Annotated in this window: 16 protein-coding genes; 2 read left to right on the top strand and 14 right to left on the bottom strand. The window is 42.5% G+C overall.

Going from position 1 to position 13,325, the window contains the following annotated elements; genetic code table 11:
* Nucleotides 1-415 precede the first annotated feature (415 nt).
* The 4 genes from U5K72_19810 to U5K72_19825 all read right to left on the bottom strand — a co-directional run bounded on the left by U5K72_19810 (nt 416) and on the right by U5K72_19825 (nt 2,430).
* Nucleotides 416-847, bottom strand: a complete 432-nt coding sequence (locus tag U5K72_19810) for a transcriptional repressor (GenBank protein ID MDZ7721077.1) — start codon at nt 845-847, stop codon at nt 416-418.
* 119 nt (nt 848-966) lie between these two features.
* Nucleotides 967-1,899: a HipA domain-containing protein gene (locus tag U5K72_19815; protein ID MDZ7721078.1), complete on the bottom strand. Its 933-nt coding sequence runs from the start codon at nt 1,897-1,899 to the stop codon at nt 967-969.
* The gene (locus U5K72_19820) at nt 1,896-2,189 is read right to left on the bottom strand and encodes a HipA N-terminal domain-containing protein (protein ID MDZ7721079.1); all 294 of its coding nucleotides are present in this window, start codon (nt 2,187-2,189) and stop codon (nt 1,896-1,898) included. The genes U5K72_19815 and U5K72_19820 overlap by 4 nt, the downstream gene beginning before the upstream one ends.
* A 7-nt stretch (nt 2,190-2,196) precedes the next feature.
* Complete coding sequence (locus tag U5K72_19825) at nt 2,197-2,430, bottom strand: helix-turn-helix domain-containing protein (GenBank protein ID MDZ7721080.1); 234 nt, start codon at nt 2,428-2,430, stop codon at nt 2,197-2,199.
* 197 nt (nt 2,431-2,627) lie between these two features.
* Between U5K72_19825 and U5K72_19830 the strand changes: the two genes are divergently transcribed.
* The gene (locus U5K72_19830) at nt 2,628-2,774 is read left to right on the top strand and encodes a hypothetical protein (protein MDZ7721081.1); all 147 of its coding nucleotides are present in this window, start codon (nt 2,628-2,630) and stop codon (nt 2,772-2,774) included.
* Nucleotides 2,775-2,908: 134 nt separating this feature from the next.
* Here the strand turns inward: U5K72_19830 and U5K72_19835 are convergent, their stop codons facing one another.
* Nucleotides 2,909-3,691: a tetratricopeptide repeat protein gene (locus U5K72_19835; GenBank protein ID MDZ7721082.1), complete on the bottom strand. Its 783-nt coding sequence runs from the start codon at nt 3,689-3,691 to the stop codon at nt 2,909-2,911.
* A 260-nt stretch (nt 3,692-3,951) separates the two neighbouring features.
* On the opposite strand from U5K72_19835, the gene U5K72_19840 reads away from it, so the two are divergent.
* Entirely contained in the window at nt 3,952-4,548 is a 597-nt protein-coding gene (locus U5K72_19840; GenBank protein ID MDZ7721083.1) for a hypothetical protein, read from the top strand.
* 302 nt (nt 4,549-4,850) lie between these two features.
* Here U5K72_19840 and hemN read toward each other — a convergent pair whose 3' ends face one another.
* From hemN to U5K72_19885, 9 genes are all read right to left on the bottom strand, one after another.
* Nucleotides 4,851-6,230, bottom strand: a complete 1,380-nt coding sequence (gene hemN, locus U5K72_19845) for an oxygen-independent coproporphyrinogen III oxidase (GenBank protein ID MDZ7721084.1) — start codon at nt 6,228-6,230, stop codon at nt 4,851-4,853.
* An 11-nt stretch (nt 6,231-6,241) separates the two neighbouring features.
* Complete coding sequence (locus tag U5K72_19850) at nt 6,242-6,718, bottom strand: Rrf2 family transcriptional regulator (GenBank protein ID MDZ7721085.1); 477 nt, start codon at nt 6,716-6,718, stop codon at nt 6,242-6,244.
* A gap of 115 nt (nt 6,719-6,833) precedes the next feature.
* Nucleotides 6,834-8,030 (bottom strand): hypothetical protein, encoded by a 1,197-nt coding sequence (locus U5K72_19855; protein ID MDZ7721086.1) that lies wholly within the window; start codon nt 8,028-8,030, stop codon nt 6,834-6,836.
* Nucleotides 8,017-9,066 carry a COX15/CtaA family protein gene (locus U5K72_19860; protein ID MDZ7721087.1) on the bottom strand — a complete coding sequence of 350 codons (1,050 nt, stop codon included), beginning with the start codon at nt 9,064-9,066 and terminating at the stop codon, nt 8,017-8,019. Before U5K72_19860 ends, U5K72_19855 begins: the two co-directional genes overlap by 14 nt.
* Nucleotides 9,067-9,403: 337 nt before the next feature.
* Entirely contained in the window at nt 9,404-10,201 is a 798-nt protein-coding gene (locus U5K72_19865; protein ID MDZ7721088.1) for an ABC transporter permease subunit, read from the bottom strand.
* Entirely contained in the window at nt 10,198-10,908 is a 711-nt protein-coding gene (locus U5K72_19870; protein MDZ7721089.1) for an ABC transporter ATP-binding protein, read from the bottom strand. The genes U5K72_19865 and U5K72_19870 overlap by 4 nt, the downstream gene beginning before the upstream one ends.
* Nucleotides 10,905-12,119: a nitrous oxide reductase family maturation protein NosD gene (gene nosD / locus U5K72_19875; protein ID MDZ7721090.1), complete on the bottom strand. Its 1,215-nt coding sequence runs from the start codon at nt 12,117-12,119 to the stop codon at nt 10,905-10,907. Before nosD ends, U5K72_19870 begins: the two co-directional genes overlap by 4 nt.
* A 62-nt stretch (nt 12,120-12,181) precedes the next feature.
* On the bottom strand, nt 12,182-12,634 hold the full coding sequence (locus tag U5K72_19880; protein MDZ7721091.1) for a nitrous oxide reductase accessory protein NosL: 453 nt from the start codon (nt 12,632-12,634) through the stop codon (nt 12,182-12,184).
* 29 nt (nt 12,635-12,663) lie between these two features.
* The gene (locus tag U5K72_19885; GenBank protein ID MDZ7721092.1) at nt 12,664-13,239 is read right to left on the bottom strand and encodes a hypothetical protein; all 576 of its coding nucleotides are present in this window, start codon (nt 13,237-13,239) and stop codon (nt 12,664-12,666) included.
* Nucleotides 13,240-13,325: the final 86 nt, after the last annotated feature.

Here is a 13,325-nt window from a genome sequence, read left to right on the forward strand (position 1 = left end):
GCATCAACCAAAAATTAGGGAGTAAAAAGATGCAACAATATTGCAAAGATGGGTAAAGCTGTCTGTAGATGTTTGGCGAATAGGCAGGAGCTGAAGGGAAGCTTCAGGGAGGTGTTGCGAAGGAGGACCATCGCAACAAGTTTAACACTCGCGCAAGTTTGAAACTTGTGCGAAAATAAAGGAATGGCACTTGGTACAAGTTACAAACTTGCACCAGTTAGGAGAAGCGGAGCTTCAGAATGTTCGTTGAGGCTGTCCAAAAAGGATGTCATTCTGAACTCGATTCAGAATCTCCACGCTTTAACTATGCTTGGAGATACCGGATCGGGGTCCGGTATGACAAAAATACGAATATTGATTTCTCTCACATCCTTTTTGGATAACCTCAACGAGTTTAAAAACTCGCAAGGATCTGTCAATTCCTACACGCCGGACAAACCCCGTTAATCACAAAATCCCCGGAAACAGGTTGATAGTCATCCGGTAGATTAATCGCTGGAACAGATCGATCGGGAAAGCAAAATGTCTTTTTGCAGGAGTTGCAGTAGAAATGAACATGGATATCTTCGGGGTAGGTACAACTACAATCATCTGCACAAAGCGCATATTTTGCACTGCCGCTCAGATCGTGAATTTCGTGAACAAGCCCTTTATCTTCAAATGTTTTCAGCGTTCGGTAAAGTGTCGTTCGATCTGATTTTGAGAAATGCTGTTCCACATCTGACAGGTTCACTGCCTCATTTTTTTCCACCAGATATTCCAAAACCCGCAACCGCATTGCCGTTGGTTTGATGTTGCGGCTTTCCAGCTTCTCAACAAGAGGGTTATTTGTAGTAGTTGGTTCCATATCTGTGTAAAGATATAACACTTTTGAGATAAAAAAATTTCACCTGTCACAGAGGATTGTGGAGTGAGGGATGCATAGTGTGGATTAGATAATATTTTTTAATAATGAGGTTTTTGATTCTATATCCACCCAATATTTTTCCGGCGTTTATTCAATACGTTTCTGTAAGCCTCTTTCATCTCATCAGTTAAAAAACTGATTTCTATGAGTCGATCCCATTTTGGAAAAGCAGATTGGATTTCATCTTTGATATTGGTTAGTACTTTATCATTCAGACTCAGCCTCTCTTTCCCGAAATAATCAAAAAAGTTCTCCTCATTAAAATTCGACTTCTTTCCCTGTAAGGGCAATGCCATCTCTTCCGTTGCATTTGCAAGCACAATCGTTGTATTTAGCAGATCGTAGGCAGGAGAGAGTTCTATTTTATGATCCCGGTGAATCAAAGAAAAGTTTTTGAGGTGCATATCTTCATTTCCACACAACCAGGCAAACAGTACCCTGCGAAACAATTTCATTTTTTCGACCAGGGGGAACGTACAGTATTCCTCAATTAATGTTGCCACTTTTTCCATAGAGTAATCATACTTTGTGTTGCGGCTCTTACCGGCTACCTGAGCAAAATCCTCCACATGGATTTTCCCGGTTCGCCCCACACGGTCAAACCGGCGGATGAAATAGAGCATAGACTCATCTTTGGCATAAACAAGTCCGTGAAAAGGAACCTCAATACCACAAGCGGCAGCCATGCGCATTGTCACATCTTCATTTTCCGGCACTTCTTCATAATCCAATAATGGAGGTTTTAAAATATAGCTTCCGTGTTTATCAACCACTTTAAAAACTCCCTCTTTTACGCTCAACTGTGCACTCAGTTTGGGCTGCACGCCGGCGATCGACATTTTGGTCATCCGTTTTTGAGCTTCCCGGATCTGCTCCCGTTGGGATAAAGGAAAAGGAGCCATCTCTTTTAAAGACGGATTTAACCTGTTCAACCCCGTTTTGCTGTAGGTTCCTGACGATATCTCTTGGTAGGTAATCGGGCAGCGCTTCATTCGCTTACCTCCTGTACTGTTACCGCGCCAACGGTATCCTCCCCAACGGCCATTAACTGGGTAAAAGCATCATTCCGGTCAATTTTTTTACTTCGGAGCAGCATCTCCAGGTTTGCTCCCTCTGGCAGCAGCCCCTCAAAAAAAGGTGGAAACTGATTGTATTCAAACACCTGTTTTTTGACCGGCATTGTAACCGAGATCGGCGGACCACTGTATTCATTACAATAGCGAAATCGATACAGTTTATTTTTTTCCAGTTCAGTTAATACACCTGCTTTTTCCCCGTGCATAAAAATGTCAACCTTTTTCATCTATCTCCTCCTCACATTGTTTCATAACAGGACTTTCAAACAGGATCGAAATATTCAGAACTTTACATATTTTTTGCAGCGAATTGAATTGGACGGTTTCTTTGCCGTGTTCAATGTCAAAAACCACTGTTTTCCCTGCCCCGGCCAGATCAGCTAACTGTTTTTGAGTGAGACCACTCTTTTGCCGATGGCAACGGATGAGACTTCCTATTTTATTCATAAGTCAAAAATTTACTGTTAAAGCATGATTATAGGTTATAATAATGATTAATACTTACATAATCATTCTATAATAGAATTAACTACCGCTATGACAGTAATAGGCTACCTAAATAGGATCATCAAACAGATTAAATATTAAAAAAAGACAAATAATACCGCTAATGCAGTAAATAATAGGCAAATGATGAAACAGGATTGGATCGATCTATTTCTGATATTTCATGGAGCAGCGATGACGACCTCTATTTTTTGTATGATGATGAAGGTGTCACAAAGATCGGGTTTACGGATCTGAACGGAGATATGGAGTGTTGCCTAAAATATAAGCTGAAAAACCATTAATAACCGTTGATCGCATACGGAAAGGCTATCCCAACTGAGAATGGATAAACAACGGTCCACTGTCCCCGCTCAGCGTTCTAATGCAAATTCACAACTTTTTTAACTGATAAACAGGTTTTCATGGTAATTTTAAATCATTCATTTTTCTTCAGTTCATCCAGTAATTCTCTTGCTTCGTTGATGTGACGCTTATTGTCTTTTATGGTAGGTTCAAGGGTTAACAATTTTTCAAGAACCGGGATGGCTCTTTTTTCCTGCCCCGACCGAATATAGTGTTTGGCCAAATCATAATAAAAAAGGATACTTTTCGGATTGAGTTTAAGCGCTCTTTTCAGGTATTCTTCAGCTTTCTGGTTAGATGCCTCCGGCAAGCCATCTGAGATAAAGCGGGAGGCAAATCGTGAAACACGACTCAAATTGGCCACTTCCGATTGCAACACTCCGTAAAGATGCCAGGAGGGAGCATGATTTGGGTTACGGTCGAGAGCTTTTTGGACATTATCTTCAATTTCATGCGATAGTTTGATCCGGGTTCTGGTTCCGACGATATCAGATATTCTTCCTTTGGCTACAGCTAAAACATAATAGGGATGGACCCTGTCCGGATAGTGTTCAACAGCTTTTTCGGCAAGCTCCGTAGCTTTTTCAAAGTAGTTCTGCTGGTCATTTTTATTGTCAAGCCGGTGGCCAATTACTGAATGGAGCAGGCTTGCATTCCACAGAGCTTTGTAGTGGTCGGAATCTCTTTCGAGAATTTCCATATACGTTTTAAGAGCACCTGTTTCATTCATCTCGTCAGCCTGCCGGGAAGCTTTCCGCAGAAGTTCGTCAACAGAGTCAGGTGCAGATTGAGAAACAAGTTTAGCGGGAAACAGAATCAGAATAAAAATCAAAACATATCTGTACGTAAGTGCCATAATTGTTAACGTATGAGTTGTACGATCATTATTAGTGTAGTTTTAAAGAAGGCTTTACAGAGCCTTCTCTTAGAAAAAGCGAACAGATTTAGGTAATTCAGAGACTCTTCGGAGTTTTTAGTTTTCATCTTCAGTGTACGTTTTGAATCACTGTGTTACCGAGGTTCAAGCAGAGAGATCTATTCCACTTTCTTTGGTACAGCTCTCGAATTATTGTAGTTTCGCAAACCATTAACTCATAGTCATTTTTAATTTTAGCAATGAAAAAGATATTATTCGCTATTTTCTGCATCACATTCATCGCATGTGGAAACTCTTCTCAGAATTCAAACGCCGCTAACGGTGAAGCTTCAGAAAAGGTTCAAGAATCGTCTGCCACTGAGTCAATCAATAATCAAGAAGCACTTTCTGGCGAGGTTGTACTTCACCTTGGTGATGAGGAATTTGAAATCAACCAATTCAGAAAGAATAAAACAGAGATAAGTTTAACAGAATCTCAAATTTCGATACGGCTGACGGGATCAAATGACGAAAGGTCGGTAATGATAAATCTTCAGGGCCCGTCGCTTTATGCCGATAAGCCTGTAATTTTTGAGCCGATTTCTGCCGGAGAAAATGAGAATAAAGCCAATATCACGGCTATTGGTTTTAAAGAAAGCGGAGAATCAAGAGATCAAATCATCTTAAAAGAAGGAGAAATACATGTTACTGCTCTTGTTCTTGATGATGAAACTCCTGAGCTTGAACTCTCTTTCAGCGGGACCGGCGGACCACAAATGGATTTTGACAATGAACAGTCTCAGCCGATGAGCGGATCCATTTCAATTGAGTTCGACAATAAAATTGATATGAGATAAGCGAAATAATAATGAACTACCTCGGGGCAGAGCCCACAAGGTATCCACTTTAAACCTATAATTTTTTTTAATAAAGTATGCGGATATTGGTGAGTGTCCCCCTTCGTGGGGGCAATGGGGGATGATCAATCTCCCCTCGAGGGGAGTACGGCTTTAGCCGGGAGGGGTGTAATACTTCAAAACCAAGAATTGGACATTCCTGAACTTCGAAAGTCATCCCCCAGCTCTCTCCGTTCGCTTCCCCCTTCAAAGGGGGAATTAAACCACTTTAGATTAAACAATTTGTTGAATCCTTTTTTCTATCAAACTGTTTTCGAATAGGTAGTTTTTTGTTGAGCCCCTTTCAAATACTCATCAAACACCATCGCGATATTTCTCAGAAAGAGGCGGCCGGTTTCTGTGATATAAAAACCATTTGAAGTTTGAATGAGAAGTCCGTCAGCTTCAAAAACAGAAAGTTGATCAAGTTCGGCTGAATATTTTTCTGGAATGTGAACACCGGTTTCGGCCTGGAATTCAGAGTAGTTGATCTCTCCTCTGCACATAATCTGCATGATAATCTTCTTCCGGATGTTGTCCTCATCAGTCAGAGAATAGGCTTTTTTGATTGGACGTTGATTCTGATCAAGCAGGCGGTAATATTCATCCAGATCTTTCGAATTTTGATAAAAAAGCCGACTGCTCTGGGAGATGCCTGACATTCCAAGTGCCAACATATCCAGTTCGGCATGAGTGCTGTATCCCTGGAAATTCCGGTGCAGAGTTCCTTCGTGAAGTGCTTTGCTCAGCTCGTCATTCTCCTTTGCAAAATGATCCATCCCGATAAAATCATAACCGTTTTCCTGCAGATACCCGATGCCTGTTAAAAGCATATTTAGTTTTTCAGGAGTTGAGGGAAAATCCTCCTCATTCAGCAATTTTTGAGCGGGCATCACCGATGGGATATGCGCATAACTGTAAATGGCAAAACGGTCCGGGTCCAGGCTCAACGCATCATCGAGTGTTTGCCTGAAAGATTCCGGTGTTTGTTTTGGCAGGCCGTAGATCAGGTCGAGGTTAATTTGGCTGATGCCGTGTTTCCTGAGAAATTCAGATACATTTTGGGTCTGTTCAAAGGGCTGAATTCGATGAATTGCCTTTTGAACATCCGGGTTGGTATCCTGCACACCCAGGGAAGCGCGATTACAGCCAATTTCTGACAGGGCTTTCACATGTTCTTCTGTAACTCTTCTCGGATCAATTTCAACACTGTATTCCGGTTCAGGATGAATACTGAAATAGGTTTGAATCAGTTCGCCAAGACGAATGAGCTGATCCGGGTTGAGAAACGTAGGAGTTCCGCCGCCAAAGTGAATCTGTTTCAGTTTTGATTCCGGGTGAACGTGATCTGAGATGAGCTTCATCTCTTTTTCGAGGAAATCAAGATATACCGAACCACGGTCCTGATCTTTTGTGATCACCTTTGTACATCCACAATACCAGCATAGCGAAAAACAGAACGGTATGTGAATATAGAGCGAATAAGATCGCGGCTGATTCTGCCGGTGCCGAAATTCATTGTCAAGAACCGACTGATTAAAATCCGTTTCGAACTGAACGGCAGTAGGGTACGATGTATATCGCGGCCCGGCTACGTTGTATTTTTCAACAAGTTTGTAAAGTTCTTGGTTTGATTGTGCCACTTAAATAAAACCTAATTGTCCTCTAACTCATCATTAAAAAGTTGGTTGAAATCACCATCGGTTGTAAGGCGAAGATTCTCTTCTTTACCCTTTTTTACCAGTTCGGTCAATGTTGTTTCCTCCAGCATTTCACGGATGGAATCCCTGGTTTCGGCCCACTTATCGTGGAGCGGACAGGGATTTTTGGTTCCGCAGCCGGGCAGGCCCAAAGCACACTCCGTTAATAGTTGCGGTCCGTCGATTGCTAAAACGATATCCATCAGAGGAATTTCTGTCCCATCTTTACTCAGGCGAACTCCCCCATTCGGCCCTTTGAACGATTCCATCAATCCTTCAGCCGTTAGCTGCTGAAGAATTTTTGTTAGAAAGTGAAAGGAGATTTCAAGTTTACCGCTCATTTTACGAATGGGAATATATTCCCCGTTTTCTCTTGACGCGAGGTAGAGCGAAGCCCTTAGACCGTAAACACATGATTTTGATAATAGCATATAGTTGTTTTATGTTATTGAGACTCTTTTATCTTAAATTAATTATTTTAACGGTTAGAAACCACTTTAATCTTAAATAAACGAACCTTTAATCTGTTTCTTCGCATCAACAATGTTATAGAGTTTTAAAGCTTTTCAGATAGATCCAACCGGCAGGAATGAGAGGAAGGGCGGCAATGTACATCACCCAAATGTATGGTTGACCTGGAGTAAGCCGGGATGGAAAATAACTGCTGATGAACAAAAGGGAGATCAAAACCAAAAGAACTGAACCGGCAAATAGTTGTACCGGAACCTGGCTGTATTTTATTTGAAATACCTGCATGATCGAAATTGACACGATGCCTAAAAGGAGCAGATGCAGGTAGAGTATTCTCAACCCGTGTTCACCCGGCCAAAGATCGAATGGAAGCACAGCAATGGCCTGAAATAATATTTTTACTCCAATCAACCCAAGAATGGATTTCCATACAAAACCGCTGAATTTATTTGATTTTAAAAATAGGTAAAAGTGTATAATCAAAGAGATAAGAATCAATACGAGTCCTGTTTTTGCAGAAAAAAGCATAAGTGGTGTAACAAGAGACTCGGTCAGGCTGAACGGAAATATCAGCATCGAACCGATTAGAAGCGGCTGCCACAACCAGCCGGAACTCAAAGTATTTGTGGAAAGATTTTTTTGATTCCAAATAATACCGAGGATTCCCAGCACAGTCCATCCCTCTGTAAAGACGGCCAGGAAGAAATGAGTGAGTGCAGATGAAAATAGCGGGTTGTGAACATTGCTGAATTGAAAGACGGATACTCCCCAGGCTCCGAGAGAACTGATCAACAGTGCTGTCAAGGCACCATCGAAGAGATTTAGAGAGATATCTGAATAAATGTTAGAGCGATTTTGATAATAGAGCCAGGCAAACCAGTACCATGTAATCATGATGATTCCGGAAATGATGGCAGCAATCGGCAGATCGGCCGACCCAAGTGAAACGGATCGGTATCCATAGAAAAGGAAAAAGGGATAGGATAGAAAGCCTAATCCAATCATGGAGTAAAGGCATCTTTTAAAGGAGTTGTGATTAATATCTGGTTTGTACTTAGTTAATGCGGAAATCATCCAAACCATAATGGCCGGTGAGATCCAGTTAAATAACATCAAGTGGGAGTGAGCATGACGAATATTAATCAAGTCTAACGAGCTGGGTAATGGATAGAGCATCCCCACACGGTAGAGGAAACCAGTAAGCGCGGCAAGCAGGAAGCTGAGTAAAGACAACTTCCAGATAGTTCGGTAGTTGTTATCAATTAATTTCATGAATGACCACAGGATCAGTTTGATTCACGTAATTAAGGAAAGCTACAATCACACCAAAAAGTACCAATGCCATAGCCTGGTGAAGTACGCCGAGCCAAACAGGTACGTATAGAATCAGGGTAAACACTCCAAGTAAGTATTGAATCAATGCAACTGTAAGAAGAATAAAAGCCCACTTTTTGGTAGGATACTTGGTTTCGAGCATGAAAGAGCGTATCAAGATAGCGAAAGTTATTAAACCTAAAAGGGTGCCAATAACCCGGTGAATCCATTGAACGGTGACAATATTTTCAAAAAAGTTCAGTATGAGCGGTTCCATGCCCCAAAGCTCCGGAGGGGCCCAATAAGTATTCATTTTTGGAAAAGTATTGTACACATATCCGGCCTGTAAATTGGCAACAAATGCCCCGTAGATAATCTGGATCAGCAGCAGTACCATGAATCCGTACAGCCACCAGCGTAACTCTCTGCCGGCGTTTTCATACGGATTCGTTGAAGGAGTCAAATCAAGAGCATACCAAATGCAGAATCCAACAATGGTGAAAGCCAGTAAAAGGTGAGCGGCAAGACGATAGTGGCTTACTTCAGGAATATCCACCAGACCGCTCATCACCATAAACCATCCTAATAATCCCTGGCTCAAGCCAAGTATGAACAGGATGATTCCCCGTTTGATGTTCTTGGAATCTATTTTCTTTTTGATGACAAACCAGGCAAACGGAATAATGAAAACCAATCCAAGAATCCGTCCGATGAGCCTGTGCAGATATTCCCAGAAAAAGATGGTCTTAAATTCCGGGAGGCTCATGCTATAGTTGATATGCTGATACTCCGGGAACTGTTTGTACTGCTCGAATGTATCTTCCCATTGTGCATCGGAGAGAGGCGGGATGGCTCCCATAATTGGATTCCAGTCTACCATAGATAGGCCGGAACCGGTCAGGCGGGTTATGCCGCCAATCACAACCATTACAAAAATCAGGACAGCCCCGGTCCAATACCAGCGCCGGACATGTTTTTTATCATCGGAAGTCATGCTTCAGAAAATAATGAGTTGAAGGCTTTTTTGTTAAGGCGTCTAAGATAATCGTGTTTAGGGAAGAATACATCGGGTGAATTCTGATATTGAAGAAACCCGTCAGACCGCTTTGGTATCTGTTTAGCGATCTGACAGACGAAAAAAGCCAATCTCTTGGCACAGACCGTTTTTCGCCCTCACCCCTTCGCCCCTCTCCCCGAGGGAGAGGGGTTGGGGGAGAGGGCGAAACGATGAATGGCCTGGAACAAGGAGTCTTTTCGCGCTAAACATGTACCCGCTTTGAGCGGTCTGACGGGTAATTGTATCCCAAGGCATCACGTAATTACAAATCACTCTAAAAATCTTTCTTCTTGAAAAGTCTCAGGCCCAACCACATGGGCAGTACGAGCCACAGAATCAGCATGAAAGAGGCTGTGAATATCCCTTTTGCCGAGCCGAGAAATTGGTTGAAAACGGCCCCTGTGTAGCCCATCAATGCGGAAATATCGAATTCAAGCAGAACAAGTATCCTGGCAAGATCAATGGGATTGAGCATCGTCAACCCAACTACTCCCGTTTCTATGGGGTAGTCTCCAAAGATAAAGATGAGCATCAAGATCAACCCGTCATAGATCACTGCCATAAAGAGCCAGATCATCAGGGAGTATCCAAAACCTTTAATTTTTTCATCATAAAAAATCAGGCCCATTACAAACCCGAGGCCGGTAAATATAAAGGTTAAAAAAGCGCCAAGTCCCAGGACGAGAAGTGTCTGACCAGCTGTTTCTCCCGTAAAATTGCCATGCCAGATCATGGGAAGTGTTGTACCCGCAATAAACGCAACAGTTAGCGGACCCGAAATTCCTGTAAATAATCCCCAGAAAAGTGTACCCCGTTTGACCGGTTGAGTAAGTAAAAGTTCGAGGTAATCCCTGGACTGATAGATAAATAAAATTCCATACAGCATGCTGATGAGCGGGATAAAAAGCAGAATCAGGTTGCTGATACTCAAAAGTACTTCCGATCCGCCCCCGGAAAACCGGAAAAGTGTGTCGGTGAGGATAAGAAATATCAATCCATATCCAATCAGCCAGCGTGCCCGTAAAAGCGACTGGAATTCGTTTCTTACAATTTGATAATAGACAGACATCATACCTCTGTACCCTCCATCATTTGAGCAATAGCTCCCTCAAGATGGTCCTGCTTGTTGTCCTTCAACAGATCGCCGATGGTTCCGAAATACCGAATTTCACCTTCAAGAATAAACACAACATTCTCTACAAGCTGTTCCAGTTCACTCATAATATGAGATGTAATCAGGATGGTTTTACCGGCTTTTTTCTCTTTTCGAATTCGCTCTTTAAAGATGAAACTTGAGCGCGGATCGAGGCCGGCAGTCGGCTCATCAAAGAAAAGGATAGAGGGGTTGAACATCATAGCAAGAACGGCTCCTATTTTTTGCCGGTTTCCCCCGGAGAGCACTCTCAACGGTTTATCAATTTCGGAATGCAGGTTAAACTCTTCAATAATTTCATCTTTAAATTCACCTGTTTCGCCGCGGAGATTTTCCAGGAACTCAAAAAGTTCTGAAGCATACATATTTTCAGGATATCGGGCTTGCTGCGGCATATAACCGATATTTCGGCGGTACTGGTAATCCCCGTTTAGTGTTGTATTGTTGATGGTGATGGTACCCGAGTCTGGTTTTACAAGTCCCAGCAGGGTCTTAATCATAGTGGTTTTGCCGGAACCATTTGGCCCCACAATTCCTATTGATTGGCCGTCTGGTATCTCCAGATTAATGTCCTTGAGGACATGGTGATCTCCGAAAGACTTATGGAGTTGTTGGATCGTAATCATTGGTTAGGTTTCATTGAAGGTTTGGGGTCAACAAGGTTTTTTGGCGTTAAAACCGGGAAAACACGTTCGGCTGTATCTAATACGTCGGCCATCATGCTTCTGAGAAGAATCAGGGAGAGAGGTTTTCTTTCCGCAAGGAGCGAGAAAAGACGGACGGGCCTGTATTCCACATCACCAACTCCGTCTCGGTTGAGGTCGTATCCTTCGTACTGGCTCCAGTAATTGCCTTCGTAATGATTGGGATTTTGACGGCTGTTTGTTGTTACTTCAAATACATTGCCTATGAAATTATTCTCCCGGATCTGATTATCCACACCATTCGCCATCATTCGTAAGGCTGTGCCATTATCGCGAAATTCGTTTTGTTCAATTTCTACACGGTTAGACGCCTCGCTATAAATTCCTACTGAGTTTGCTTCAAACAGGTTGAATTGCACAATGCTGTCGTTAATCTCTTTTAAAAGGAGACCGTACCGGTTTGCCCCCCAGTTCTGAATAAAACGATTGTGGCGCATAATTACATTTTCGGTGTACATAACCGCTACACCCGAAACATTATCTTTGAACCGGTTGCCGATATAACTGCAGGAATCGGAATACATAAAATGGAGACCGTAGCGGATATTGCTGTATACGTTATTTCCGGTCATCATACTATTCTCAACAAATTCCAGGTAGATGCCGTCGCGGTGGCCTGTAATTTCATTTTGATCCACTTCAACATTCTTGCTGTACCAGATATGAATTCCATTTCCGGATGTGGTTTGCCTGTCTGCATCCGAAAAGATGCGATTTCCGGACAGTTCAATTGTTTCGCTTTTTGCAATAAAGATGGCAAAGAAGTTGTTGGTGAGAGTGACGTTTTCAATGTGAATGTTGCTGCTCTGTTCAACAAGAATAGCCGCGTAGTCTTCCATAAAACCGGACCCGGAATTTTTGATCTCAAAATTTTTGAGTGTGATATAATCCCCATGTAAAATCAGTCCGAATCCTTTTTCTTCAATATCAAATATCGCTTTTCCCTGGCCATCAATGGTGAGTGATTTCGAAATCGTATCAGCGTGTACAGGATAGGTTCCCTGCTCGAAAAGGATGGTATCTCCGGAATCTGCCAGTGCAACAGCACTTTTTAGTGTAGAGATCTCCCCGCCAGGTTTTACGGTGATGGTACGATGTTGAGCTACACCTAATTGCACGCTGTTCCCGGCCATAGATATGAGGATCAGAGAAAAAAGAAATCGGGTCCGAAATGTTTGTAAAAAAACCGGTAGAGTCATTGCTGTCCATTCCATTGGTTGAGAACAAAGTCCACCGTTTGATCCCATTCCTGTTGTTCAGCACCCGATAACGGGCCGGGCAATGTCGTGTCAGACGGGATGGCAAACAGGGAAAGCCCCATAGGACTCTGTACGTCTTCCGAATGATAAACAGATGCATTCTCCAGGAGCATCCAGCTTTTATTTTGAGTGTAATCAGACAGGTATAGCTTGGCGTTTTCAGCTATTTCGGGATTTTGATGGGTAAAAGCAGCCATACATTCAATACTGTCGAACTTGTAGGCTTTCCCTTTGTCTGATACAAGTTGTGCTGCAAATTGGGTATCAGAAATCACCATTTTGCAGTAGGTGCACTCGTCTGTATGCAACTGAATTTCCGAAGGTTCCTGGCTCAGACAAGCACTCAGCAATATCAAGCCGGGCAGAATAAGAGCGATAAAATTTTTCATCTGTTTTTCCTCGTTCTGTTATCTTGTTCTTATTCCTTTTCAGGTTTGCTTTTCCAGTAGACAAAGCTTGCCAAAGAGATACTCAAAAGAGAGATATAAAACCCAAGAGCGGGCAGCGACGTTGCTTTAATATTCAGCAACTGTTTGGTTCCGATCAGTGGGGGCTGATAGGTCATACCGGGGATTTTTATGGCCGCATCTGGATTGAGGTTGTGTCCGTAATCGTATCCCCACAGGTAGAAATCAACCACCCCTGCTATGGCAAGCAGAATAAAGAGGATTATCCAGATTAAAAGTGCGGTACGGTTTCCCCAAATTGCAATTCCAAGTCCTGAAACGATCAAAAATCCAAAGATCCATGGCATAATTTTCAATTCGGGAATCGATTCTGGAGTGATCGGTTTCATGCCGATGTAGTGATTCAACCCGTTGATGTTCTGAAGGTCTTGCTTGGACTGTCCCTCAATTTTATCTATAGATATTTTCAGGCCAATTCCCTCAGGATATTGGGGAGCTTCCATATCGATTGTCCAAATGGGGGTGATAAAAACAAATCCAAGCAGGAGGGCGGCAACTGCCATTATAATTTTATGTGTCGTTTTCATAAGGTTCCTCTCTGCTATTTTTACATTCTAAGAATAGAGAGAGGCCGGTCAAAACCTCTCTCAGGTTTATACTTGGTTTATTCGGA

The sequence above is a fragment of the Balneolaceae bacterium genome (assembly GCA_034521495.1).
Classification (GTDB): Bacteria; Bacteroidota; Rhodothermia; order Balneolales; family Balneolaceae; genus Rhodohalobacter.

Coding starts and splice junctions, on each gene's coding strand:
- U5K72_19810 (MDZ7721077.1), bottom strand. CDS start 847: ATGGAACCAACTACTACAAATAACCCTCTTGTTGAGAAGCTGGAAAGC.
- U5K72_19815 (MDZ7721078.1), bottom strand. CDS start 1,899: ATGAAGCGCTGCCCGATTACCTACCAAGAGATATCGTCAGGAACCTAC.
- U5K72_19820 (MDZ7721079.1), bottom strand. CDS start 2,189: ATGCACGGGGAAAAAGCAGGTGTATTAACTGAACTGGAAAAAAATAAA.
- U5K72_19825 (MDZ7721080.1), bottom strand. CDS start 2,430: ATGAATAAAATAGGAAGTCTCATCCGTTGCCATCGGCAAAAGAGTGGT.
- U5K72_19835 (MDZ7721082.1), bottom strand. CDS start 3,691: ATGGCACTTACGTACAGATATGTTTTGATTTTTATTCTGATTCTGTTT.
- U5K72_19840 (MDZ7721083.1), top strand. CDS start 3,952: ATGAAAAAGATATTATTCGCTATTTTCTGCATCACATTCATCGCATGT.
- U5K72_19850 (MDZ7721085.1), bottom strand. CDS start 6,718: ATGCTATTATCAAAATCATGTGTTTACGGTCTAAGGGCTTCGCTCTAC.
- U5K72_19855 (MDZ7721086.1), bottom strand. CDS start 8,030: ATGAAATTAATTGATAACAACTACCGAACTATCTGGAAGTTGTCTTTA.
- U5K72_19860 (MDZ7721087.1), bottom strand. CDS start 9,066: ATGACTTCCGATGATAAAAAACATGTCCGGCGCTGGTATTGGACCGGG.
- U5K72_19865 (MDZ7721088.1), bottom strand. CDS start 10,201: ATGATGTCTGTCTATTATCAAATTGTAAGAAACGAATTCCAGTCGCTT.
- U5K72_19870 (MDZ7721089.1), bottom strand. CDS start 10,908: ATGATTACGATCCAACAACTCCATAAGTCTTTCGGAGATCACCATGTC.
- nosD (MDZ7721090.1), bottom strand. CDS start 12,119: ATGGCCGGGAACAGCGTGCAATTAGGTGTAGCTCAACATCGTACCATC.
- U5K72_19880 (MDZ7721091.1), bottom strand. CDS start 12,634: ATGAAAAATTTTATCGCTCTTATTCTGCCCGGCTTGATATTGCTGAGT.
- U5K72_19885 (MDZ7721092.1), bottom strand. CDS start 13,239: ATGAAAACGACACATAAAATTATAATGGCAGTTGCCGCCCTCCTGCTT.